The following is a 22,980-nucleotide window of genomic DNA, read 5'->3' as shown; positions in this document are numbered from 1 at the left end:
TACTGCAACGGCAGTTAAGGAAGTGGGTAGCCGCGGCGTTTGTAGTGGCTGAGGCGGGCTTGGTGTTGTCGTCGGCGGCGGAAGCGTGACCAGGACCAGATGTGTTCGGCGGCGTCGGCGACACGCAGGACCAGCTTGGTGAGCAGGCGCCGGATCTCCGGTAGTGTAAAGCTGATCATGTCTGGTTCGGCGATACCGATTCCCCTTTTATGGCAAGGGATTTGGCGACGGCGAGCCAGGCGTGGGCGAGCATCGACAGGGTGATGTGGGCGTACCACGCCCGCCAGGACCGGACCTGGTAGTGATCCAGTCCGGCTTCGTTCTTGGCCTGCTGGAAACACTCTTCGATCCGCCAGCGCGCCCCGGCGATCCAGGCCAGGTTCAGCAGGGTGGACCGGCGGGGCCCGTAGCAGATGTAGTAGGCGATCTCGGTCGGATCAGAGATCGAACGCCGGGCGAGCAGCCAGTGCCCGCGCCCGGCCTGCCAGCCAATCCGGACCGGCACCCGTGCCCAGTCGTACTCGCGCGGCCCGTGCGCGCCGGCACCGACCGACAACCGCCGCCACGCCCGGGCGGGCAGGTCCGCGATCAGCTCATCGGCCCGCTGTTCGGTGCCCTCGGCGGTGATCAGGGTGTCGTTGACCTTGGTGGCCAGCACGTACGCGGCGTCGTGTTCCTCCAGCCAGGCTCGCAGGTACTTGACCTGCCCGTAGGCCTCATCGGCGGTGACCCACGCGAACGGCACACCCGCCTCGAACGCCCGCGCCAGCATGCCCATCGCCTGCCGCGGCTTCGTGGCGAACTCGACCTCATCCGGAATCCCCGCCCGTTGGCACCGGTCCCGGTCGGCGATCCACGGCTCCGGCAGATACAGCGCCCGATCGATCAGCGCATGCCCATGATCACCGGCATAGGCGAGAAAGGTCCCGATCTGACAGTTCTCGATCCGCCCCGCCGTCCCGGAATACTGCCGCTGCACCCCGGCCGAGCGCACACCTTTCTTCAGGAACCCGGTGTCGTCCACGATCAGCACGCCGCCCGGCTCGCCGAGATGCTCGACCACGTAGTCCCGCACGTCGTCACGCACCCCGTCGATGTCCCAGTCCGCCCAGCGCAACAACCGCTGCATCCCATCCGGAGACACCTCACCGGACTGCTCCGCCAGTGTCCAGCCGTTCTTCCGCTCCAACCCCGCGACCAGCCCGGACACATACTCCCGAGCCCGGCCCCGCGGCTCCGACCGCCTGAACCGTCCCGCGATCCGATCATGAACCCGATCCAGCTGCCCCATCACCACATCGACCACCACAACGATGATCTACCACACGACGACCAACTGCCGTTGCAGTATTAGGACTGGCGGGTCAGCCAGACAGAACGCCTGTGCCACGGCATTCGGAGTTCCAGGGGGAAGGATCGAGTAGAGGCTGCCGGATTCGAGGCCATCGGCGATCGCCAACAAGTGCGCGGCTACCCAGCGAGCGTCGAGGTCTCCAGTTCCCGCGGTACCGTCCAGAACGGACAGCAAAGCGGCTCGCGCTACTGGCAGCTGGCGGCCGGTACCGAACGCCAAGAAGCGAAGCAGCGACCACACGGCGCGTACTATCTGTTGTGCTGGACCGAACATCGTCGACTGGAGATCATCGAGTTCGACCGTCGCGGCAAGTTCGGTGAGCTGGCGTCGCCAACTGCGAAGTAGAGGGAACAGGAACCTCGTGTCGAGACCGAGGAAGGCGACGCCAGCCTCGACTGCCAAGGTTTCAGCGTGGTCGACAAGTGGGGTGTTGTCGACCAATAGATCCGAGACACGGCGATATACGGCTGTCGCGTTCGGATCAAGATCAGCCCGCCGGTAGCCGACTTGCGCACCGAAAGCGAGGTTCAGGCGTTGGCGTGCATCATGGCGGGGGTCCGCCAAGGTCAAGTCGAAGACGTGAGCGCTTACCGCGAAAGCCCGACGCTGTCGTGCTGGTGTGTACAACTCTGCGGCTTCGGAGGCCGATGCGACGGCGTGGAGGTACCACGCGGCACGTTCGAGGGTTTCGTCAACGGCGAAGTCTCCGCGGAAGGCCCGTATTTCGACGTCAGCGATCAGGCTCGCCAACTCTTGTGGTGAGGGCAGGACGCCCGGTTCGTGGACACCAAGCGCCTCGACGAGGTCTGGCAGGTTCAGAGCGCGCTCCATACCATCCTCCTGACTTCGACGGCGAACTCAGTGAAGTTTTCGATAACGCAGAGCAGCCCTTCCAGTTGCCCTGCGTTGGTGAACTGGCCGAGGGTGCTTTCCAGTGGGGAGAAGCACGCCTCGGGAGGGCTGACAGTGCTGGTGGCAACTCCGACCCCGGCTCCTGCTCGCGGGTCTGCGTTGATCCATAGATCACCCAGCTCGGCAAAGAGAATTCCGAGATCACCGTCTGTCTGGCGATGAGCACTGGTGAGCTTGGCCAGATACTGCAGGCCCCTGGTGTTGAGTTGGTCAGAAGCACGTTGCACAGTCGTGGTGACTACCGAGTTTTCTGTGTTGTGCTTCTTTATTTCCCACAGCCTGAAAAAGAGTGAGACATTCGCGCCTGGTGGTGCATAGACTGCGAACCCATCCTCGCCTTGCTCTGTCACGGAGTAGCTCGGTTCGCTGAGGTATTTACGCTCGCGATGTGCGGCTTTCTGTTCTTTCATGATGAGATGCCACAGCCACTCGGCGACGAATCCCTCTAGATGATTGCTTTTGCCCTGCTTAGCCTTAGCGTCGTCGGATTCAACAGCGCCAGGTCGACCAAAGACGGAGATGACAAACGATAGGACAAGCTCTCGATCGTCTTCAGTAACAGCATTCGCGGACAAGGCAGCTGCGCGCCAACAAGCGAACGCTCGTGAGTTTCCGCATCGAAACTTCATGATCGCCTCTGCGATGATCCACGCGACTGCGCTGCGGCGGTCGGCTGAGAAGCCGACCATCGCCACGAGATCCCATGCGCATCTTCCGGGTGCATGCTGACCTCTTGACTCACTTGCCAAGAGACGGCTGACCTGGTTGTCGTGCTGAGCTGCCAGTCGAGCAGCCTCGGCCGGGCTCGTCAACGGCGCGACGGTCATGTCGGGGTGGTCACCTTCTGAACCGTCCTCCTCGGACGCGCTCCCGACGACGCTCTTCACCCGGTGGACCCTACGCCGATGGCACCTCTGACCTGGAGAAGCTCGCCGACAGCACCCCCAAACGGCCTAGACGGACCTGTAGAGGCGCATCAGTGAAGCCGAACGCCTGACCCATGTATGCGAGCGCTTGGCGAGTCAGGGTCCGACGGAGTGCCGCGGAAGCAGCGGTGGCGCCGAGATCGTCACGGCCATGCTGGCGAACTGGCCATCAGCGCGTCCGCCGAACGCCGAGAAGTCTCCCAAGTCGGTCAGCAGCGGCGGCGGTCTCGGAGCACCTTGCGTGCTCAGGGCTCACGGGAGCGGGCTCTCAATGAATCCGGCTAGGACTCCAGGGCTTGACACCCAATCTCGGTAAGTAGAAACTGACCGTTAGTGGAAACTTACGAACTCGATGGTTGGGCTGTCCTCGGTGATCGCACACGTCGCACGATCTTCGAGCGCCTCGCCGACCGTCCGCAGTCGGTGGGTGAGCTCGCTGCGGGGTTCTCGGTCAGCCGCCCGGCGGTGTCCCAGCACCTCAAAGTGCTCAAGGACGCCGGGCTGGTGGTGGACCGAACGGCAGGAAACCGGCGCATCTACCAGGTCGACCCGGCTGGTGTGGCCGCCCTGCGCGCCCAACTGGACAGTTTCTGGACGAACACGCTGGCGGCCTTCCAACAGTCCGTCGAACTCGACAAGGCAGGAGATCCCGTGAGCACGACATCGGAACAAGCGAGGGTGCGTAAGCAGATCGTCGTATCGGCGCCGATCGAACGTGCTTTCACGGTGTTCACCGAGCGCTTCGGCGACTTCAAACCGGCCGAGCACAACATCCTCGCCGCCGAGCTCGCCGAGACGGTGTTCGAACCACGCGTCGGTGGCCACATCATCGACCGCGCGATTGATGGCACGGAATGCCGTTGGGCCCGCGTACTGGCCTACGAACCCCCGCATCGGGTCATGTTCAGCTGGGACCTCAACACCCAGTGGCAGGTGGAAACCGATCATGACAAGACCAGCGTGGTCGACGTGCGGTTCATCGCCGAAAGCGCCGACCGCACCAGGGTCGAACTCGAACACCGTGACATCGAACGCCACGGCGACGGCTGGCAGGGCATCCACGCCGGTGTCGACAGCGAGGGCGGCTGGCCGCTGTACCTGCAGCGCTACGCCGAACTCCTGAAGAGCGAAGCCTGACCGCATGAACCTTATGGACATGGCCCAAGCTGAACGCCGGGACCTCGCCACGTTTCTGGCGACGCTGACACCCGAGCAATGGCAAGCGCCCACGCTGTGCACGGGATGGTCCGTCAAGGACGTGGTCGCGCACATGCTCAGCTATGAAGAGCTCACCACGTTCGGGTTGATCAAGCGGTTCGCCAAGGGCCGATTCTTCCGAGCCAACGAAATCGGCCTCGACGAATACCGCCCTCTGGGCCCCGAACAGCTCCTCGACCTGTTGAACCACCACCTGCGGCCCCGTGGCCTGACCGCGGGCTTCGGCGGCCTGATCGCACTGGTCGACGGGACCATCCACCACCAGGACATCCGCCGCCCACTCGGCATACCCCGCGACATCCCACCCGAACGCCTACAACGAGTCCTCGACTCTGTACCGACCAATCCCCGACTCGGCGCCCGCCGACGCATCCGCGGCTTGCGGCTGCGGGCCACCGACCTCGACTGGTCCACCGGACAAGGTCCCGAAGTTATCGGTACCGGCGAAGCACTGCTCATGGCCATGGCAGGCCGCCGCGGCGTGACACCGGAACTCACCGGCCCTGGCCAATCCACACTCGCAGCCCGCATCGACCGGACCACAGCCCACACCACATGACCAACAGCCGCACCGGAGCCAGTCGGCAAGCTGACAGTCCTCCCCGGTGGCATCTCAGGTGATGGGCCGATAACAGGACGCATGATGGCCACAGGGCTTGTGCCGGTGGCGGTCATCTCTGCTGAACTCGGGCGATCAGACGGTTCCGGTCGAGAGCGTCAGAGCTTGGTCCAGGTCCGCGATGAGGTCGTCGGCGTCTTCGAGCCCGATGGAGAGGCGGACCATGCTGTCGGCGATGCCGCGGCGGGCTCGATCGGCGGGATCGAGGCCGTGGTGGGTGGTGGTAATGGGTTGCGTAACAAGGCTTTCCGCGCCGCCGAGGCTGGCGGCGATGCTGAACACACGGAGCCGGTCGACCACGGCCGCGGTGGCGTTGGCGTCGCCGTCGACGAGGAAGCTGAGCATGCCGCCGTGGCCGCGCATCTGGGTTTTGACGATGGTGGCTTGATCGCCGGTGGCCAAGCCGGGGTAGTTGACCTTGGTCACGCGGGGATGCTCGGCCAGGTATTCGGCGACGGCGGTGGCGGCGGTGTTCTGGGCACGGACCCGAACGACGAGGGTGCGGATGCTGCGGGCGAGCAGGGATGCGATCTCGGGGGCGATGACTTGGCCGAGGTTCTTGCGCCACGCGGCGATCGGGGCGAGCAGTTCGGCGGGGCCGGCGACGGCTCCGGCGGTGAGGTCGCTGTGCCCGCCGAGGTATTTGGTCGCGGAGTGGAGGACCAGGTCGGCGCCGTGGTGCAGCGGGTTCTGGTTGACCGGGGTGGCGAAGGTGTTGTCCACCACGACCAGGGCACCGACTTTGTGTGCCTGGGCGGTGATCGCGGCGATGTCGAAGATGTCGAGGTTGGGGTTGGACGGGGTTTCGAAGAACACGATCCGGGTGCGGTCGGTGAGCACGTCCGGCAACTGGTCGGCTTCACCGGCGGTGAGGAAGGTGGTCTCGATTCCGAGCCGGGGCAGGTTCTCGCCGAGTAGTTCGAAAGTGCCGCCGTAGACGTCGCCCAGGCACACGATGTGCTCGCCGGTCTTGATGTGGGACAGGAAGGTCGCGGCTTCGGCGGCCATGCCGGATCCGAACGCGAGCGCGGTCTCGGCGTCTTCGAGGTCGGCGAGTTTGCGTTCCAGGGAGCGGATGGTGGGGTTGAGGCCGTAGCGGGTGTAGAGGTTGCCCTCGCGTCGGCCCTCAACGACGTCGAGCAGGTCGGCGGTGGAGTCGAAAGCGAACGTGGAGTGCCCGTAGAGCGGTGGGTGGATGGCGCCTTGCGGGTCGCGGACGTCTCCGGCGTGCACGCACCGGGTGGACAAGCCGGGTCGCTGTTCGGGCGTGGTGTTCACCTTCGGGTCGCTCATCAATCCCTGCTTCCTGTCGTGGTTGTGATCAGGTCGATGGCTCGGTCGATGTCGGCGGAGGTGCTCCAGCGACCGAGGGACAGCCGCAACGCGGACAGGCTCCGTTCGGCGTCCAGGCCCATCGCGGTCAATACAGGTGAGGGCTGGTGGTTACCGGCGTGGCACGCGGAGCCGGTCGACGCGGCGATCCCCTGTGTCGCGGCGAGCAGGCTGTGCCCGGTCACCCCGCAGATGCTGATGTTGAGCGTGTTCGGTAGCCGCGCTGCCACGGGTCCGTTGAGCTGCACCCGGCCGGGCAGTTGCGCGGCGAGCTGGTCGTGGAGCCGGTCGCGCAGGGTCTGGATGCGCTCGTGGCCTCCTGCCGCGAGGTCGGCGGCGGCCAGGTCGGCGGCGGCGCCCAGCGCGACGGCGAGTGCGACGTTCTCGGTGCCCGCGCGCAGGCCGTGTTCCTGTCCGCCGCCGTACACCAAGGGTTCCAGTGCCAGGCCGGGTCGCATGTAGAGGGCGGCGATGCCTTTGGGGGCATACATTTTGTGCCCGACCACGGTGAGCAGGTCAACATCGAGGGCGGTCACGTCGAGCGGTACCTTGCCGACGGTTTGGGCGGCGTCGCAGTGGAACACCGCGCCGTGATCGTGGGTGATGCGGGCCAGTTCGTCGATCGGTTGCAGGGCACCGGTTTCGTTGTTGGCGGCCATGATGGACACCAGGACGGTGCGGTCAGTGAACGCGGCGGCCAGCGCGGCCGGGTCGACGCGCCCGTCGGTGTCGACGGGCAGGTAGGTCACCTCGGCGCCGTGCCAGCGTTGCAGCGCTTGGCACGCTTGCAGGACGGCGGGGTGTTCGGTGGTTTGGGTGATCACGTGCGGCCGGTCGGATCCGGCGGCCAGGACCACGCCGCGCAGGGCGAGATTGTCGGCCTCGGAGCCGGAGCCGGTGAACACGATTCGTCCGCCTGGCGCGCCGATCAGGACGGCGACCTGCTCGCGGGCGTGCTCCAGTGCCGCGCGGGGCGCGGTGCCGTAGTGGTGGTCGCTGGAGGGGTTGCCGAATCCGCCGGTCAGGTACGGCAGCACCGCCTCGACGACTGCGGGATCGACGGGCGTGGTGGCGTTGTAGTCGAGGTAGATCGGGCCCTCGGCGAGTTCACTAGGGATGGTCACGGCGCGTCTTTCTCCTGTAGTGGAACGGATTCGGCGCGCTGGTCGCGCGGGTGTGTCTCGTACATGCGTGCCGCGACGATCAGACCGGAGGCGGCGGTGATCGCGGCGACCACCCACACGGCGGCGCGGATGCCCCAGAGGTCAGCGACGATCCCGGAGAGCAGGGCGCCGACGGCGAACCCGCCGTCGCGCCAGAGCCGGTAGACCCCGACCGCGCGGGCCCGCCACGCGGGGTGGGCCACGTCACCGATGGTGGCCAGCAGCGTCGGGTAGACCATCGCGGTTCCCGCGCCCAGCAGCACCGCGGCCACCGCCCAGAGGGTGAACGTGTCGGCCAGTGCGATGAGGACGAGTGCGGCGGCTTGGACGAGCATTCCGGTGGTGATGAGGTGTTTGCGGCCCCACCGGTCCGACAGCGGACCGGTGACAAGTTGTCCCAGGCCCCACACGGCCGGGTAGAGCGCGGCGAGGATCCCGATCCGGGCGACCGACAGCCCGGCCGCGGTGAACAGGATCGGGAACAGTCCCCATGCGAGGCCGTCGTTAAGGTTGTTGACCATCCCGGCCTGGCTGGCTGCGGACAGGGCGGGTTCGCGCACGCTGGTGTGGGCGAAGACCTGCCTGTTGGTCAATTCGGAGTGCAGGTGGTCGTGGCGGCCGTCGGCGCGGGTGGTGTGCTGGGCGGCTTCCACGCGGGCGTGCTCGCGGGTCTCGCGGACCACTAGCACGGACAGCCCGAGGCCGAGCGCAACGTAGGACAGGCCGAGTAGGAACGGCGCGGGCCGCAGCCCGTAGCGTGCGGCGAGGTAGCCGGTGGCCACGGCGGTGACCGCGACCGCGAGGTAGCCGGCGGCCTCGTTCAGGCCCATCGCCAGGCCGCGGCGGGATGGGCCCGCAAGGTCGATCTTCATGATCACGGTGGTGGACCAGGTAAGGCCCTGGTTGATCCCGAGCAGGATGTTGGCGGCCACGACCCAGCCCCACGACGGCGCCCAGATCAGCATCAGCGGCACCGGGATCGCGATCAGCCATCCGGCTACGAGCACGGGTTTACGGCCGAACCGGTCCGACCACGTGCCCGCGAAGTAGTTGGTGGCGGCTTTGGTGGCGCCGAAGGCCAGCACGTAGGTCAGCAGGAACGTGTAGCCGGTCAGGTGAAAGGTCTGCTCGGCCAGCGGGGACAGCACGGTGCGTTCCTGCCCGAGCACACCACCGACCAATGCGTTGACGGCGACGAGCAGGCTGAACTGGGCGAGGTTGGCGCGGATCCCCAGCCGCGGTTTTCCGATGGCGCGGCTCATGTGCCGGTCTCCAGCTGGTGGCCGGTGACGGTGGCCCAGTCGTCGGGGCCGCCGGTGAGCACGGCGAGGTCGCGGTGGCCGGCGCGTTCGAGCAGGCTGGCCGCGCCCATCGCGCGTTCGCCGTGTCCGCACATCACCACCAGCGGCTCGCCGGGCACGTCCTGGGCGCGGCCGGCGAGCTCGCCCAGTTCGAGGTGCTGGGCGCCGGGCAGGTGTCCGGCGGCGAACTCCGGTTCCTGGCGGATGTCGAGGACCGGCGCGTCGACCTGGTCGGGTCGCACGAGCCTGGTGCTGGTGGTGGGGTGTTCGGCGGCGGTCCAGGCGTCCACGCCGCCGGTGAGGTCTCCGGCGAGGTTGCTGTAGCCGATCTTGGTGGCCTGCCACGCGATCTCCGCCGGGTCCTGATCAGGTCGGCGCACGATGATCAGCGGCTGGTCGTGTGGGGCCAGCCATCCCAGCCAGGACGCGAACACCGGCCGCAGCGGGATGGACACCGCGCCCGGTATGTGGGCGGCGGCGAAGTCGGCGACCGGCCGCACGTCGACCGCCACCGCGCCCTGCGCCAGCAGCGCCCGCACCTCGGCGACGCTGAGCGGCGCGAGGGCCGGTGGCTGGTCGAGCACGGCGGGGCCGCGGCGGTTGATCTCGCCCAAGCGCAGGAAGTACGGCGGGAAGCTGCCCAGCGAGCCGAGCAGCGTGGTGACGAAGGTGTCCTCGTCGGCCGCACGCAGCAGTGGGTTGGTGGCCTTCTCCTGGCCGATGGTGCTGGTGCGTTCGGTGCCGGGCGGGGCGGAGCAGAACGAGCCGGCGCCGTGGGTGGGCCACACCGCTACGTCGTCCGGCAACTCGGCAAGCCGCCGCAGTGAGGCGTACTGGGCGCGGGCCAGCGCCTCGGTCTGCTCCGGGGAGACGAGGTCGGTGCGGGCCGCCGCGCCCACCAGCAGCGAGCCACCGGTGAACACTCCAACCGGCTTGTCACCATCGAGCAGCAGGAACGACAGGTGCTCGTGGGTGTGGCCCGGTGTGCCCAGTGCCCGCAGCCGCAGCCCGCCGAGGTCGACCTCGTCACCGTCGCGCAGCCCGCTGTGGGTGAACTCGCGGTGTCCGGCGGCCGAGGCGAGTACCTGCGTGCCCTCGGTCGCGGACAGCTGGCGGGCGCCGGAGAGGAAGTCCGCGTGCAGATGGGTGTCGGCGGCGAACGCCACTGTCAGCCCGCGACGTCGGGCGAGGCGCGAGGACTCCCGCAGGTCGAGGCTTACGTCGACCACCATCGCCCGGCCATCGCCGAGGTCGAGCAGGTAGGCGGAATTGCCCAGTCCCTCGTCGACGAGCGGGACGATGTCGACCGTGCTCACCTGGCACCTCCGTGGCTTTGCGGGCGGGTTGGGTTCCCGCACGAGTTCTGTTCTACACTATTCCAAGGATGATTGGAGAACCATGGGTGATCGGGACGCGAAGACGGCGTTGTTCGAGCAGTTCGCCCGCGTGGGGAAGGCCCTGGGCAGCGGCAAACGGCTGGAGTTGCTGGACCTGCTGGCACAGGGCGAGCGCACGGTCGAGTCGCTGGCACGGGCCGCCGAACTCGGGCTGACCACTGCCTCGGCGCACCTGCAGACCCTCAAGCAGGCCAACTTGGTGACGACCCGCCGTGACGGCACCAAGATCTACTACCGGCTCGCCGGGGATGACGTCGCCGCGCTGTACGCGCTCGTCCAGGCCGTGGCCGGCGAGCACCTCGCCGACGTGGAGGCCGCACGCGCTACCTATCTCGGGCCAGAGACCGAGGAGGTCACCCGCGAGGAGTTGCTGCGACGGGTCCGTTCCGGCGGCGCCACCGTGATCGACGTGCGTCCGCACGAGGAATACACCGCCGGGCACATCCCCGGCGCGGTGTCGATTCCGCTGGAGGATCTCGCCGAGCGCTTGGCTGAACTCCCCCTCGATCAGGAGATCGTCGCCTACTGCCGCGGCGCCTACTGCGTGTTCGCCTACGACGCGGTCCGCCTGCTCATCGCCGCCGGTCGCCCGGCTCGCCGGTTGGCCGACGGCATGCTCGAATGGCGCTTGGCCGACCTACCGGTGGCAACTTGACCAAGATTTTCTGGGGCGGTGTCGAATCGGGCGTGTTGTCAGTGGTCTCCTGAGCAAGGAGGTGTTGAGCCGGCTACATCGCGCCATCGCCCTACACGCCACGTGGCCGACTCTGAGGCCGCACCCGAGCTGTCCACATTGGATAGTTCACTGGTCCATTGCTACCGCTATCAGGCCCCGCGCCGAGTCGCTGCGCGAGCTCGGCGACTCCGAGGCCCAGGCCGCCGCGCGCTGGAGCTGACCGCCCCACCCGACCGAGCAAACCCTGTTGCGGCAACGCATTCTCGACAGCTAGCTACCCGCCGTCGCTGGTTTGACGGCCGCGACCCGCTCCACCATGCCGGCTTTGAGTCGTTCCTGTCGTTGAATGACGAACCCGGCCTCCTCGACCAGTGGCAGTGGACGACGGGTTTGGTAGTCGCCCAGCATCCGCACGGTCAGCTTCTCCAGCAACCATTGCCCAGCCCGGATCAGCCGGTGGTGGCTGCCGACGTGGTCGAGCAGCAAGAGCGTCCCGTCGGGACGTAGGACCCGGTGCATCTCGATGATCGCTGCCCGCTCGTCGGGAAAGCCGCACAACCCGAGGGTGCACACCACGGTGTCGAACGAGGCGTCCGGGAACGGCAACGCCTGCGCGTCACCCTCGCGCAGGTCGATCTCGCGACCCAGCTCGGCCGCGCGAGTGCGGGCGATCGCCAGCATGGCGGGGCTGAAGTCGATCCCGGTCAACCGCACCTCGTCCGGATAGAACGCCAGGTTTAGCCCGGTGCCCACCGCCACATCCAGCACCTCGCCGTGGGCCTGCGAGCACACCCACTCCCGGCCGCCGCCGAACTGCACCCGCTCGAAGAACCCGATATCGCGGTCATACCGCAGCGCGTACTTGTCCCACTTCGCCCGCAACAGGTCACCGCTCAGTGCCTTACTCATCGCCTTGTCCCTTCGTCGATACCAGTCCGTGGGTGAGCAGCCCGGCCAGCGTGGCGGCCACGACCTCCGGCGGCGGTAGCTCGCGATCATCGGAATCAACACGGGCGGGATCCCAGTGCAGGTGCACCGCCCACAACACGCAGGTCTCCAAGATCGTCCGCGCCACAACAGGCGCCGGCCCCGGCAGACGCACTGCCCGGCTGGCCGCGCGACGCGTCAGATAGTCGGTCAGCACGGCGACCTGTCCCGCCCGGCCAACCCCGAACCACACCTCACCGAGATCCGGCAACTCCGGCGCGCACCGGTCGACCAGCTTGATACTCACCCGATGCCGCGCCAGCCGCCGATACAGATCGACGATGATCTCGGTGAGCTCGTCGGCGATCGGCACCCGCCGACGCCCGGACACCGCCTTCACCAGCCGCAGCTCGGCAACCTCGCCGCGGAGCCGATCGGCCACCAGCGCCGCCAGCTCACCCGCCACCGGCGTCGGCACCGGCAACTCGGCCAACTCGGGCAGTGGTTCTACATCGTCGGCGTAGCGCATCGCGGCGGCCAGCAACGCGGCCTTGCTCTCCACGTACCCGTACACCGTGCCCTTCGCCACCCCCAACCGGTCCGCGACATCCTGCATCTGCGTGCGTTGGAAACCCTGCGCGATGAACGTCTCGGCCGCCGCCGAAACCAGGCGCGGGAAGAACTCCGCCGACCGAACCCTGGGCATCTCGCAACAATAACTGACCGACCCGGTCAGTCAAGACTAGAATCGGTTACCACTGCACCGGGAGTGCGGCCAGGCCGCCGGTCAGCACGTCGCGCCGCATGGTCAACTCCTCCACGCCGACGGCCAGCCGCAAGGTCGGGAATCGTGCAGCGAGTTGGGAGAACACCACCTGGAGCTCGATGCGGGCCAGCGGTGCGCCGATGCAGTATCGGGCGCCGTGCCCGAAGGTGAGGTGCGCAGCGGACGCACGGGTGATGTCCACACGGTCCGGATCAGCAAAGACGGCCGGGTCGTGGTTGGCCGCCCCGTTGTCCAGCAGCACCAACTCGCCCGCCCGGATGATCACGCCGTCGACCTCCAGGTCGGTCCTGGCGTAGCGGGGAATCCCACCGCCACCCTTGCCGGGCGCCCGCAACATCTCCTCGACGGCGTTCGGCACCAGGGTCGGGTCGTTCACTAAGCTCTGCCACTGGTCGGGGTTGGTCAGCAACGCCAGTGCGCCCAGACCGATCTGGACCACCGTGGTCTCGTGCCCGGCGAACAGCAACGCCATGGACATTCCCGCGGCCTCGACGTCGGACACACCCTCGGTCACGCACAGCCGGGAGATCACATCGTCACCAGGCTCGGCCCGCTTGCGGGCGACCAGCTTCTGGCCGTACGCGAACAGCGCACCCAACCCCTGTTCCGAACGGGCGCGATCACGGATGTTGGCAGCGTCGGCGGTCCAGGCGCGGAACTGATCACGGTCCTCGTAAGGCACGCCGAGCAACTCGCAGATCACCAGGATCGGCAGCGGCACCGCCACCGCGGCGTGCAGATCCGCGACAGGCCCCTGCTCGGCCAACTCGTCCAGCAGTAGCGCGGTCAGGGCCTCGACCCTGGGGCGCAGGGCACGCAGGTGCTTGGGCGAGAAGTGCGGCTGCAACAGCGACCGCATCCGGGCGTGGTCGCTCTTCTCGGTGGCGAAGTTGCCCAGCGGTCCGCCGAACAACGCCGACTCCCCGGTCCGCGCGGCGGTCTCCGGCGCCGGATGGGCGCGGCCCAGCCGGTCGTCGTCCAGCAGCCGCCGCACCTGCGCATGGCCGGTGACCAGCCATGCCTCATCACCCACCGCGGTGCGAACCCGGTGGACCGGGCCCTGGGACTGCAACTCACGCAGCCGGGGCGCCACCCGCAACGGATCTACCTGCTCGAACGGCAACTGAACCGGGGCGCTCATCGCGACCTCCATCATTACACACCACTTGTACAAGACAACTTCAACAACTTACTTGTATAGTCTGCCTTTAACAAGAGGAGGTTGATGCGATGGCAGCCGCCCGACAATCCGCGCAGTCCACGTCGGAAAGCCAGCCCGAGCGTGTCCGGCGTATGCCCCGCGCGCAGCGGCGCGAGCAGATCCTCGACGCGGCCACCCGCGCGTTCGCCCGCACCGGGTTCACCGCCACCGGCCTCGACGACATCGCAGCGGAGGCCGGCGTCACGCACGTGATCCTCTACCGACACTTCGCGTCGAAGAACGACCTGTACCGAGCGGTGCTAGACCGCGCCTGTACCCGGCTCGGGACCTCCGTTGGGATCGAGACCTACGACGAGGGCAGCATTCCCGCGCTGCTGCGCGCCGCCGCAGCCGACCCTGACGGGTTCCGGCTGCTGTTCCGCCATGCGGTCAGGGAGCCGGAGTTCCGCGACGTGATCGACAGGATCCGGTCGGCCTCGACCGAGATCGCCCACCGCCACCTCGCCGACGCGATCCCGGACGGCCCCTGGCAGAACTGGGCAGCACGACTGATCCCCACCCTCACCCTCGAAGCCGTGATCGCCTGGCTCGACACCGGCCAACCCGACCCTGACCACGCCGCCAATCGCATCGGGCAGGCCATCCAGGGCGTGATCCAAGCTGCTCAGACCGGCTGAACACACAGTGGACTGTCCAGCAACTGCCTCACCGCGCGTTCGCGCTCGATCGCGGCACGTTGCCAGACTGCCTATTGATGCGGCTCGACATCACCTATCCCTCGGCATCGGGTGATCGGTTCGAGTCCGGGTGCTCGGAGAGCTGATCGACAACCAGCGTGATCAGCTCTTCCAGGCTCTGAGGGCCGGTTGCCGCGATACTGGCTCTGGCGGTGACCGGTTCGTCCGGGCGCTCGGTGGGCGCGAACAGGGACGGCAGCGGCGGCCATCTCAACGTGGCCAGCAGCATGACGATGTCGGGGTCGCTGGTTGATCCGGGCTCGACGGTTTCGCACCGACGCAAAACCGCGTTCAACTCCGTAACGATGGGCGTCAGTGCCATCCGGTCATGACCTGCGAGCACCTCACCCGTGTCAGAGTCGATCGCGCGGAACGGGGCCGGCTGTTGCGTGAACTCCTCCTCGGCCAGGTCTGCCCACGACTGCGGGATGCGCTGGTCGCGGACAAGGTCGTCGATGCGTTCGTCGAAGTGATCGGCGGAGTCCCGGACCTTCCTGTCCCGGAGGGCCGAGGTTTCGCTGACCATCAACTCTGTCCGCAGTCGATCGGCGCGGAAGCGACGCCAACGGGACTTGAGATCGGCTCCCTCGGCCCTGACGGGCCACAACAGCTTGCTGATGATGGCGGTCGCGGTGAGGAACGACTGGACCGCCGGCCACGCCTCGGCACGCCGCTGCGGATCCCGGCTGAGACTGAGAGCCTGTTGCACCGCGGCCAGGGCATAACTCGCCTGCCGCACGATCTCGGCGACGTAGAACCGCCGGGCTCCCGATGCCCAGCGCAACTCCCAGTCATCGCTCACTCGATCATTGTGTCCCGTCGACGACGTAGGCGTTGGCCATCCGGGCCAGGCGGGAGCGGCCCGTCATGTTGCCCGTCGCTCCCTCGGCGTAGGTCCCGGTAGCGGGTGACGGCGTGTGCGCCCGGAGTCCGTACCCACAGTGGAGCGCCGATGAGGATACGTTCGACGTCTGGGCTGATGCCGCCGTCGCGGTCAAAGGTCCACCGGTCTTTGTCGAGTACGACGTCGCTGTAGATCTGTGCGAACCACTCGGATTCAGTCGCGTGGCCGAGCGTGAAGCCTCGCGTCCAGGGCTTGTCCTCGTGTTCGTCCCAGGTTCCGGTCACGCCCTGCTCGGTCGCGATCTTCAGGGCTTCGACCGCGAGGGACTCCGGGTCGTCCCACTGTGAATTGTTGATCGTTCCTCGGCTCTGGATGTAGAGAGCAATCGTCCGAGCCGCGGAGGACGACCATCCTTCCGGCGGTTGGTCGGAGCCGCCGACGTAGTCGGCGGTGTTCTCCAGGCTGCCGAACAGGCACACGTCGACGCGGGCGCCGGTACTGCTGCGAGTGCTGGTGTGCATCACAACGCCTTGTCGCTTCTCGACACCGCCCGTGAACTGGGCGAAGTCGACACGGCCGACGCCCTTGGCGAACGTCGCCGGCGGCGGAGTGACGAAGTCCTCGACTGCGAGGTCGCCGATCGCCGTTTCGATTCGGCGCGCCATTTCAGCACGGTCTAGCGTGCGCGCCTCCTGCGCGAATTCGAGCCCACCGATCAAGGGAATCGACGCCGTCTTGGCCTTCCAACTCACGCGCCGTTCGAGGGCGATGCCGTTTGCCGACGCGATGTCCCGGATACGGCGATCCGACCAGTACGCGTAACTCCGGATCACACCTAGCTCGCCCATGAGCAGGCCCCTCCTAGCGCCAATTCGTCGAAGCGGTCCCGTCGGGGCCAGCACGTTCGAAGCCTAGCGGTGTCGCGCGTAACGCCAGGTCGAGCGGGTACGACGCCTGTTGGTAGCTGAACGGCGGAGGTGATGGCGTGGGTGGCGAGGAGGACGAGCTCGCGGTTTTGTTGGCAGCGTGGCGTGAGGACATCAACAGCGTTCCGGCGCCGGCCATGCTTGTGTTGGAGCCGCGCTCACGCTCCACGCCGACTTGCTTGTTCTGTCCGCGGTTCCTTCTTCCAGGCGCTCCCACCGGTTCCGGGCGAAGCGCTCGCGTCGCCTGCGCCCTGGTGGCCGTCGCTGCCCTTGGCCTTCTCGTCCTCCACGGCGACGCTGACTGCCAACCCCCACTCGGGCGACCGGCTTCACGGGTTTGGGCCAACGGAGAGTCAGGTGGAGTAACGCTCGGCGAGCCGGTCGAAGAACGCTGCAAGCCGCTGCCCAGTGGCTGGAGTATCGGTGAGCTCGGCACCGCCGAAGCGGTAGACCTCGTAGCCGTGCAGTCGTAGTTCACGGTCCTCGGCCACCATCTCGGCGTACCGACGGGGGTCCGCGTGCCCGTTCTCGTCGGCGTAGTGCTGCTTACCGTCGCACTCGACGACGATACGGATCCGCTGTGGCAGCAGCAGGAGGAAGTCCATGCGCTGACGGGCCAGAGGTGGTGTGCCAGGGGCGTGGTGCGCTCGGGTGTACGGGTCGTAATGCAGGTACACCTGCGGGATCAGCGCCGGGATGCCGTCGCCGAGCCGGACGTACCGGTCGGCGTACGTGCGCAGTATTCGTCGCTCCGCGTGGTTGTCACCAAGCGAGCGGTCCAGCCGTCGGTACAAGTCGAGCGAGATCTCACGGGCCGGTGCTTCGGTCAGTCCCGCGCGGTCGGCCCACCAGCTGGTCAGTTCGGCCCAGGTGAGGCCATGTGCGCCCAGCGGCCGGTCGTAAACGAGACAGAACTGCTCGTTCTTGACTACGAGGACGTCGTTGTTCAGGGCGTCGCTGAACACGATCTCCGGCTTGGGGCCGTCGGCCGCGAAGATCAGGTTCTTCAGTTCGCCGGCTACGCCGTGCGTACCGGATGCGTCGAGCAACGGCTGTAGGTGCTCGGCGTCGTACTCGGCCGCGACGCGGTGGGCGAGGTTGGTCAAGTCCGTCAAAGACATGCCCTGTAGCCGGCCCTCGACGTAGCTGCGCTTGCTGTTGAACGGCTCGGGGCTGCCCTCGCGGGCGGGTTTCATGCCGAGCGCGTCACAGGCCCCTTCCAGGTGGTGGGCCTTGACGCACTCCCAGAGCGTTTCGGCGATGGCCGAGCGCAGCCTCATCGGCGTGACGGTCATGCCGCTCCACCGCGTGCGTCAAACCTGGTCGCGCCCACCTGAGCACGTCGGGTTCGCTGGTTGACCATCACATCACGGTAGCGCGGTGGGTCGGCGGTAGATCTCTGAGCAGCGCAGTGTCCGACGCGCGTTCACAGCCACCGAGCGACGCGGCCGCCTCCTCCTCCGCCGCGCGGCCGTCCTCCACCCGCACGCCCAGATCGACTCGATCACCGCGGTACCCGCGTGCTCGTCGTCGACCGCCCTGCGTTCTGCCAGCTGGGAACTTCACTCGCGCTTTCGCAACACGTTGAAGGGCACGAATTGGTCGACCAGGTGCAGCTTGTCGCGACGGCCGTCGGCGTAGCCGATCTCGTAGTTGACGATCCCGTACCAGTCGCCCTCGATACTGGGGAAACGGCCGTGAAGCCGTCCGGGGACCACGCCCGTCAAGTCCAGGCCGGTCTCGATGACGTGCCGCGGTGCGTCGGCTGGCCGGGGGAAGAGGATGTCCAGGTTGACCCATACCGAGGTGAGCACTGGTCTGCGTCCGTGGAGGTCGTCGCCTTCCCACTGAGTGAACGGGCTGTTGATCACGGCATCATCGGCCTACCTCGTGCCGGCCACCGTTCGCACGCGGCGCAGAATCAGATCGCCATACGGCTCGTCGTCCAGCTCGGCGCGGTCCGGGCTGGGGCCGCTGCTGGACAGGCGCCAGGTCGCGTCGGCTCCGGGTGTCGCCGCACAAACAGGGCAGTCGATGCGGACTTCGTCCTCGACCGCTATCGCCCTGCTGACGCCTGGGATGACGAGGTGCCGGCCACCTTTGCAGGTGGCTGGAAGGACGGCGATCGTCGTGCCGGTGTGGTCGACCCGGTAGCGCAGCGCGCCGTCCGGTGAGGCGGGTGGAGGCGACGAACTCATGTCGAGAAAACTACCACCGCGCTCGCACATATGTTCGACTGTGGTGGGATCCGGCGAGTCACGTATCGGCTGGTGATGGGATGCCACTCGGCCGGGTGAACCGTGCCGCCGCTGAAGTCGTGCTCACACGTGGTGCCGCCTCACGGACGCCTCACCAGCGCCTCCTTGCCGCTCTGGTTCAGATCTTGATATCGCCGGTCTAATCGCCCACACGAATCGACCCGGCCGGTGCGGCTGGTGCGGATGAACCGCAGGTCACGGCTACCGGGTCGACCAGGCGCATGGCGCGAGTCGGCTCGTGGTGACGAGGCGGGGTGGGGAGAACTTCACGGTGATGGCGACGCATGGGGACGCGCCAGGTCTTGTGCAACAGGTAGACCCCGACGCGCCGTCGCTGTTCCGGATCTACGACTACCTGCTCGGCGGTGGGCACAACTTCGCGGCCGACCGCGCCGTGGCCGACAAGATCACCACGCTGGTGCCTGGGTATGACGTATTCGTCCGCGAGAGCCGCACCTTCGTCCGCCGCGCAGTCCTTCACATGCTCACGGCCGGAATCGAGCAGTTCCTCGACCTGGGTGCGGGCATGTTCAGCGCGCACCCCGTGCACCATCTCGCCCAGGCTGAACGTCCTGACGTCCGCGTCGTCTACGTCGATCGCGACCCCATCGCCATCGCCGGTCTCGGTCTGATCGTCCATGCGGACGATCCGAGCACCGGGGTGATCGAGGCCGACCTGCGGCACGTTGACGAGGTGCTCGACCATGCCGTGACCACTCGGCTGCTCGATCTGACTCGCCCGGTGGGCGTGGTGGCCGGGTCGGTGTTGCATTGCCTGCCCGGCGCCGAGGATCCGGCCGCCGCATTGGCCAGGTACCACGAGCGGCTGGCACCCGGCTCGCTGTTGGCCGCCTCACACGCCGACGGCATCGTCCTCGGGCTGGAGTCGGCCGCTGCGGTCGAGGACTGTCTCGCCAGGGCCGGGATCACGCTCGTCCACCGAAGCCGGCGGCAGTTCGCCGACCTGCTGGGACCGTGGCAACCACACCCGGACGGCGTGGCGCCGATCGGCTTGTGGCGACCGGACGGGCTCACCCTGCCCGTACGCGAGTGCCTGTGGGGCAACGCCGTGCTCGCCGACCGCCGTTCCGAGCCCGCGGAGCGAGCATGAACGAGGCCGAGCACATCAACACCGTGTCCGGATCGGTCCACGGCCAGGTGCTGCAAGCCCGCACGGTAACCGCCGAAACCATCGTCCTGCACGCTCCCGAGCACCGAGTGCCGGTGCCCCGGCAGCTTCCGCCGCCCGCGCACACCTGGGTCGACCGCGCAGATGAATTGGAGTGGCTGGACCGTCTGCTCACCACGGCGGGCCCGACCCGCGTGGTGGTGACCGGCCTGGGTGGGGTCGGCAAGACCGGCTTGGCGGTGCGCTGGCTCGACGGACACCACGAGCGCCACCCCGACGGCGTGCTGCACGTCGACCTCAACGGCTGGAGCGGCCACCCGCCACCGGCCACCGCGCAGGTCCTCGCCGGATGGCTCCGCACGCTCGGCGTCGCCGCCGACGACCTGCCGGGCGAGGTGGCCGAGCTGGTCGCGCTGTACCGGACGGTCACCTCGGACAAGGCGGTGGCCATGCTGGTCGACAACGCCCGCTCCGCCGAGCAGGTGCAGGCCCTGGTACCTGCCACGGCGCGCGGCACGATCCTGGTCACCAGCCGCAATCGGCTCGCCGAGCTGGCCATCGCGGGCTTCCGCCACCTCGACCTCGACTGCTTCCCGGCCGCCACCGGCGCCGCGCTCCTGACCGGCCTCCTCGACGAGGACCGACAGCCCATCGGCGAGGAGCTGCTGCATGCGCTGGCCACCCGCTGTCACGGGCACCCGTTGGTCTTAACCATCGCCGGGGCCCATCTCGCCGCCTACCCCCGGCGCGACCCGGCGCGCCTGATCACCCGCCTGACCCACCTCGCCGAGGCGTCCACTGGCGCTTTGGACCCGCACGAGCTGTCCGTTGAAGGAGTGCTGCAGATGAGCTACGAGGACCTCGACGCCACCACCGCCCGGCTCTACCGCGGCCTGGCCGAGCATCCCGGCGTCGAGTTCACCGCCGAGCCGCTCGCGGCCGGGCTCGACGTGCCGGTCGCCGAGGTCGGCCGCGGGCTCGGGCGGCTGGTGGAGGCGAACCTCGTCACCGAGACTGGAGACGAGCGCTACCGGCTGCACGACGTCCTGCGAGAGCACGTGCAAACCCTGGCAGGCCAGGATGACCAGGCCAAGCGGCTTGCGGTGCGCCGCCGGATGATCGAGTGGTACCTGCGGCGCGCGGCGGCGGCCGACAAGATCATCAATCCTTTCCCTCGCCGGTTCAGCCCCGTCTACACCGGTCTGGACACCGGCGTGTTCGCAGCGAAGGCCGCCCTGGAATGGGCCGAGACCGAACGCGCCAACCTTCTCGCCGCTCAACAGGTCGCCGCCGACCAGGGCTGGACGGAGCTGGTGTATCAGTTCGGCGAGGTCCTGTGGAACCCGCTGCGCCCCAACTACACCGCCGGTGAGTTGGTGAGCTCGCAGTTCCTCGGGGCCAATGCCGCGGCCGACGCCGGGCACATCCTGGAGGTCGTCTGCCGCACCCGCCAGGGCTTCGGCGAGACCAACCTCGGCCACCACGAGGCCGCCGTCGCCATCTGCACGATTGCCGTAGAGCGCGCCGCCGAAGTCGGCGACCCGTGGCTGCACTCCGGCGCGCTGTCCACCCGCGCCCGCGCCCACCTCAAGGCCGACGACCCGCACGCCGCCCTCCCTGACCTCGAACATGCCCTCGAAATCGCCGAGGGGATGAGCGACGCCCGCAGCATCGCGCTGCGGCACCGCCGCCTCGGCGAAACTGCCCTGCACCCCAAGGTCGCCGACGCCCCGCTCGCACTCCACCACCTGCGGCTGGCGGCGAGCATGTTCACCGGCATCGGCGATGACATCGGCCACGCCCGCACCGTCCTGCACCTGGCACGGGCCCTGACCCTGAACGGGCAAGCCGCCGAGGCAGTGTCGGAGCTCGCCGCGATCGAGCAGGCCGTGCGCGACTACGGCTCGGTCGGCTACTTGGCCGACCTATGCACCGTGCTCGGCGAGGTCCACGCCGCGCTCGGCGACACCGCCGAGGCCCACCGCCGCTACGGCCAGGCCATCGACTACTACACCGCCGCCGGCCCCGGCGCCGACAAGAGCAAGGCCACCGTCATCGCCCGGCGCGACGCCCTCGACTCCGACCAACCGACCGCCTGAACGCGAAGAGGAGCGAACGGCATGGCAGCACACACCACGGCCAAGGGACGCCGGATCACCGGCGAGGCCCGCACCAAGATGGCCGCTGACCTGAAGAAGAAGTACGAAAAGGGCGCCAGCATCCGTGCGCTGGCCGAGGCCACCGACCGCTCGTACGGCTTCGTGCACCGAATCCTGTCGGAGTTCGGTGTGGTGCTGCGTGGACGCGGCGGCGCTACCCGGACCAAGCCCAAAGCCTCATAGCCCAGCGACAGCGGGCACGAGAACGGCTCGCGACACCAGCCCATCCGATACGCGAGCGGAGATCATGATGCCCAGACGGGTCTTGCGGGGCTACCGCCTGGGAACGCACACTGGCGAACCGGATTGCGATGCGCGGCCGGCGCCGCGGATTCAAGTCCGCTTCGCGTGCCGAAGAGGACACGAGTTCACCGTGCCATTCTCGACAGACGCCGAGATACCCGCCGTCTGGAGATGCCCACGACACGGCGTCGAACATTGCCTCCGCATCAATGAAGACTCCGCCTGGCAACCGCCCAAGGGAAAGCCTCCACGCACGCACTACGTCATGCTCTTGGAACGACGCAGCATCGCCGATCTTGAAGTCCTCGTCGACCAGGCGCTGGCGGGCATCCTCCTGCAGCGCCGATCACCTTACGGTCGCGTGCCCATCGGCGACCGAACCTACGGTTTCCGGTTCGAGCCATGACCGCCGGCCCGAGAAGGCGTAACAGGCAGGCTGGCTCTGATGTTTTCGAGCCGACTACCTCGGAGCATGCGAGGTATCGAGCCCGAGGGCGCCTCGCCTCATCATCGACGTGCAGGTCGCGGTCTACGGCTTGGGCTGGCCGGTGCCGGAGTTACGAGCCGGTGAGCCGCGCAGTTCCGTGACGCGCTCGCGGAATGGTGCGCCGACCGGCCCGCGCAAATGCCGACCCACGGGCACCTCTTTGTGTTCACAGTTTCCTTCGCTATGCCCCCAGGTGTTCATACACATGTTTGCTCGATACGGGCCGCGCCAGTACCGGTGGCGATAGTGAGGCGAGCGGCGGCTGTTGTCCGACGTGTCGTGGTCGGCGTTGTCCTCTCCGTCGTCGGGAGGCAGGTCTTCGGTCCTGAACCGCGGGTGTACCCGGACGATGTTCACGTCGATCGTCGCGATGATGCCGGCTCGGACGTGTTAACGATTCCTGAAGACTGACCCCCTGTGGTT

The 22,980-nt window shown here is 67.7% G+C and carries 23 protein-coding genes; 8 read left to right on the top strand and 15 right to left on the bottom strand.

The genetic code is table 11. The features are described from left to right. Positions 1-175: 175 nt before the first annotated feature. From BAY60_RS36500 to BAY60_RS36940, 3 genes are read right to left on the bottom strand one after another with little or no spacing between them, the layout of a single operon-like run. A complete protein-coding gene (locus BAY60_RS36500; protein WP_043829840.1) occupies positions 176-1,309 on the bottom strand; it encodes an IS701 family transposase in 1,134 nt (377 codons plus the stop codon). A 9-nt stretch (positions 1,310-1,318) separates the two neighbouring features. Next, the gene (locus tag BAY60_RS36495; protein ID WP_112285790.1) at positions 1,319-2,185 is read right to left on the bottom strand and encodes a hypothetical protein; all 867 of its coding nucleotides are present in this window, start codon (positions 2,183-2,185) and stop codon (positions 1,319-1,321) included. Beyond that, positions 2,170-3,153: a hypothetical protein gene (locus BAY60_RS36940; protein ID WP_137097222.1), complete on the bottom strand. Its 984-nt coding sequence runs from the start codon at positions 3,151-3,153 to the stop codon at positions 2,170-2,172. The genes BAY60_RS36495 and BAY60_RS36940 overlap by 16 nt, the downstream gene beginning before the upstream one ends. A gap of 372 nt (positions 3,154-3,525) precedes the next feature. On the opposite strand from BAY60_RS36940, the gene BAY60_RS38550 reads away from it, so the two are divergent. Then, complete coding sequence (locus BAY60_RS38550; protein WP_076153557.1) at positions 3,526-4,329, top strand: metalloregulator ArsR/SmtB family transcription factor; 804 nt, start codon at positions 3,526-3,528, stop codon at positions 4,327-4,329. A 4-nt stretch (positions 4,330-4,333) separates the two neighbouring features. Then, complete coding sequence (locus tag BAY60_RS36485; RefSeq protein ID WP_043832450.1) at positions 4,334-4,969, top strand: maleylpyruvate isomerase family mycothiol-dependent enzyme; 636 nt, start codon at positions 4,334-4,336, stop codon at positions 4,967-4,969. 135 nt (positions 4,970-5,104) lie between these two features. Here BAY60_RS36485 and BAY60_RS36480 read toward each other — a convergent pair whose 3' ends face one another. Genes BAY60_RS36480 through BAY60_RS36465 form a run of 4 tightly spaced genes read right to left on the bottom strand, consistent with a single transcriptional unit; the run spans position 5,105 to position 10,141 of the window. Then, on the bottom strand, positions 5,105-6,322 hold the full coding sequence (locus BAY60_RS36480) for a trans-sulfuration enzyme family protein (RefSeq protein ID WP_206078093.1): 1,218 nt from the start codon (positions 6,320-6,322) through the stop codon (positions 5,105-5,107). Continuing rightward, positions 6,322-7,485, bottom strand: coding sequence for a cysteine desulfurase family protein (locus tag BAY60_RS36475; RefSeq protein WP_112271387.1), 1,164 nt, complete (start codon positions 7,483-7,485; stop codon positions 6,322-6,324). Before BAY60_RS36475 ends, BAY60_RS36480 begins: the two co-directional genes overlap by 1 nt. Continuing rightward, positions 7,482-8,786 (bottom strand): MFS transporter, encoded by a 1,305-nt coding sequence (locus tag BAY60_RS36470; protein WP_112271384.1) that lies wholly within the window; start codon positions 8,784-8,786, stop codon positions 7,482-7,484. Before BAY60_RS36470 ends, BAY60_RS36475 begins: the two co-directional genes overlap by 4 nt. After that, positions 8,783-10,141, bottom strand: a complete 1,359-nt coding sequence (locus BAY60_RS36465) for an MBL fold metallo-hydrolase (RefSeq protein ID WP_112271382.1) — start codon at positions 10,139-10,141, stop codon at positions 8,783-8,785. Before BAY60_RS36465 ends, BAY60_RS36470 begins: the two co-directional genes overlap by 4 nt. 82 nt (positions 10,142-10,223) lie before the next feature. Between BAY60_RS36465 and BAY60_RS36460 the strand changes: the two genes are divergently transcribed. Next, positions 10,224-10,877: an ArsR/SmtB family transcription factor gene (locus BAY60_RS36460; RefSeq protein ID WP_112271380.1), complete on the top strand. Its 654-nt coding sequence runs from the start codon at positions 10,224-10,226 to the stop codon at positions 10,875-10,877. A 291-nt stretch (positions 10,878-11,168) separates the two neighbouring features. On the opposite strand, the gene BAY60_RS36455 is transcribed toward BAY60_RS36460, so the two are convergent. From BAY60_RS36455 to BAY60_RS36445, 3 genes are read right to left on the bottom strand one after another with little or no spacing between them, the layout of a single operon-like run. After that, entirely contained in the window at positions 11,169-11,807 is a 639-nt protein-coding gene (locus BAY60_RS36455) for a class I SAM-dependent methyltransferase (RefSeq protein ID WP_112271378.1), read from the bottom strand. Beyond that, positions 11,800-12,531: a TetR/AcrR family transcriptional regulator gene (locus BAY60_RS36450; protein WP_112271376.1), complete on the bottom strand. Its 732-nt coding sequence runs from the start codon at positions 12,529-12,531 to the stop codon at positions 11,800-11,802. The genes BAY60_RS36455 and BAY60_RS36450 overlap by 8 nt, the downstream gene beginning before the upstream one ends. Positions 12,532-12,577: 46 nt before the next feature. Next, positions 12,578-13,753, bottom strand: coding sequence for a cytochrome P450 (locus BAY60_RS36445; RefSeq protein WP_112272040.1), 1,176 nt, complete (start codon positions 13,751-13,753; stop codon positions 12,578-12,580). Positions 13,754-13,842: 89 nt separating this feature from the next. Between BAY60_RS36445 and BAY60_RS36440 the strand changes: the two genes are divergently transcribed. After that, on the top strand, positions 13,843-14,451 hold the full coding sequence (locus tag BAY60_RS36440) for a TetR/AcrR family transcriptional regulator (protein ID WP_112271374.1): 609 nt from the start codon (positions 13,843-13,845) through the stop codon (positions 14,449-14,451). Positions 14,452-14,545: 94 nt separating this feature from the next. Here the strand turns inward: BAY60_RS36440 and BAY60_RS36435 are convergent, their stop codons facing one another. The 5 genes from BAY60_RS36435 to BAY60_RS36415 all read right to left on the bottom strand — a co-directional run bounded on the left by BAY60_RS36435 (position 14,546) and on the right by BAY60_RS36415 (position 18,479). After that, positions 14,546-15,313, bottom strand: coding sequence for a hypothetical protein (locus BAY60_RS36435; protein WP_112271372.1), 768 nt, complete (start codon positions 15,311-15,313; stop codon positions 14,546-14,548). After that, positions 15,310-16,203: a hypothetical protein gene (locus tag BAY60_RS36430; protein ID WP_112271370.1), complete on the bottom strand. Its 894-nt coding sequence runs from the start codon at positions 16,201-16,203 to the stop codon at positions 15,310-15,312. Before BAY60_RS36430 ends, BAY60_RS36435 begins: the two co-directional genes overlap by 4 nt. A 431-nt stretch (positions 16,204-16,634) precedes the next feature. Next, the gene (locus tag BAY60_RS36935) at positions 16,635-17,576 is read right to left on the bottom strand and encodes a hypothetical protein (protein ID WP_137097494.1); all 942 of its coding nucleotides are present in this window, start codon (positions 17,574-17,576) and stop codon (positions 16,635-16,637) included. A 267-nt stretch (positions 17,577-17,843) separates the two neighbouring features. Next, positions 17,844-18,152 (bottom strand): hypothetical protein, encoded by a 309-nt coding sequence (locus tag BAY60_RS36420; protein WP_075848209.1) that lies wholly within the window; start codon positions 18,150-18,152, stop codon positions 17,844-17,846. 12 nt (positions 18,153-18,164) lie between these two features. Continuing rightward, positions 18,165-18,479 (bottom strand): hypothetical protein, encoded by a 315-nt coding sequence (locus BAY60_RS36415; RefSeq protein ID WP_112271366.1) that lies wholly within the window; start codon positions 18,477-18,479, stop codon positions 18,165-18,167. Between the two features lie 364 nt (positions 18,480-18,843). Between BAY60_RS36415 and BAY60_RS36410 the strand changes: the two genes are divergently transcribed. The 4 genes from BAY60_RS36410 (at position 18,844) to BAY60_RS36395 (ending at position 22,476) form a co-directional block, all read left to right on the top strand. After that, positions 18,844-19,650: an SAM-dependent methyltransferase gene (locus BAY60_RS36410; protein ID WP_170160676.1), complete on the top strand. Its 807-nt coding sequence runs from the start codon at positions 18,844-18,846 to the stop codon at positions 19,648-19,650. Beyond that, positions 19,647-21,767, top strand: coding sequence for a hypothetical protein (locus tag BAY60_RS36405; protein WP_112285788.1), 2,121 nt, complete (start codon positions 19,647-19,649; stop codon positions 21,765-21,767). Before BAY60_RS36410 ends, BAY60_RS36405 begins: the two co-directional genes overlap by 4 nt. 21 nt (positions 21,768-21,788) lie before the next feature. After that, entirely contained in the window at positions 21,789-22,010 is a 222-nt protein-coding gene (locus BAY60_RS36400; protein ID WP_075848219.1) for a helix-turn-helix domain-containing protein, read from the top strand. Positions 22,011-22,077: 67 nt separating this feature from the next. Next, the gene (locus tag BAY60_RS36395) at positions 22,078-22,476 is read left to right on the top strand and encodes an RNA polymerase-binding protein RbpA (RefSeq protein WP_075848243.1); all 399 of its coding nucleotides are present in this window, start codon (positions 22,078-22,080) and stop codon (positions 22,474-22,476) included. Positions 22,477-22,980 lie beyond the last annotated feature (504 nt).

This window comes from Prauserella muralis, assembly GCF_003202285.1.
GTDB lineage: Bacteria > Actinomycetota > Actinomycetes > Mycobacteriales > Pseudonocardiaceae > Prauserella_B > Prauserella_B muralis.
The sequence above is the reverse complement of the archived record's forward strand: the minus strand, read 5'-3'. Positions and strand labels throughout refer to the sequence as shown.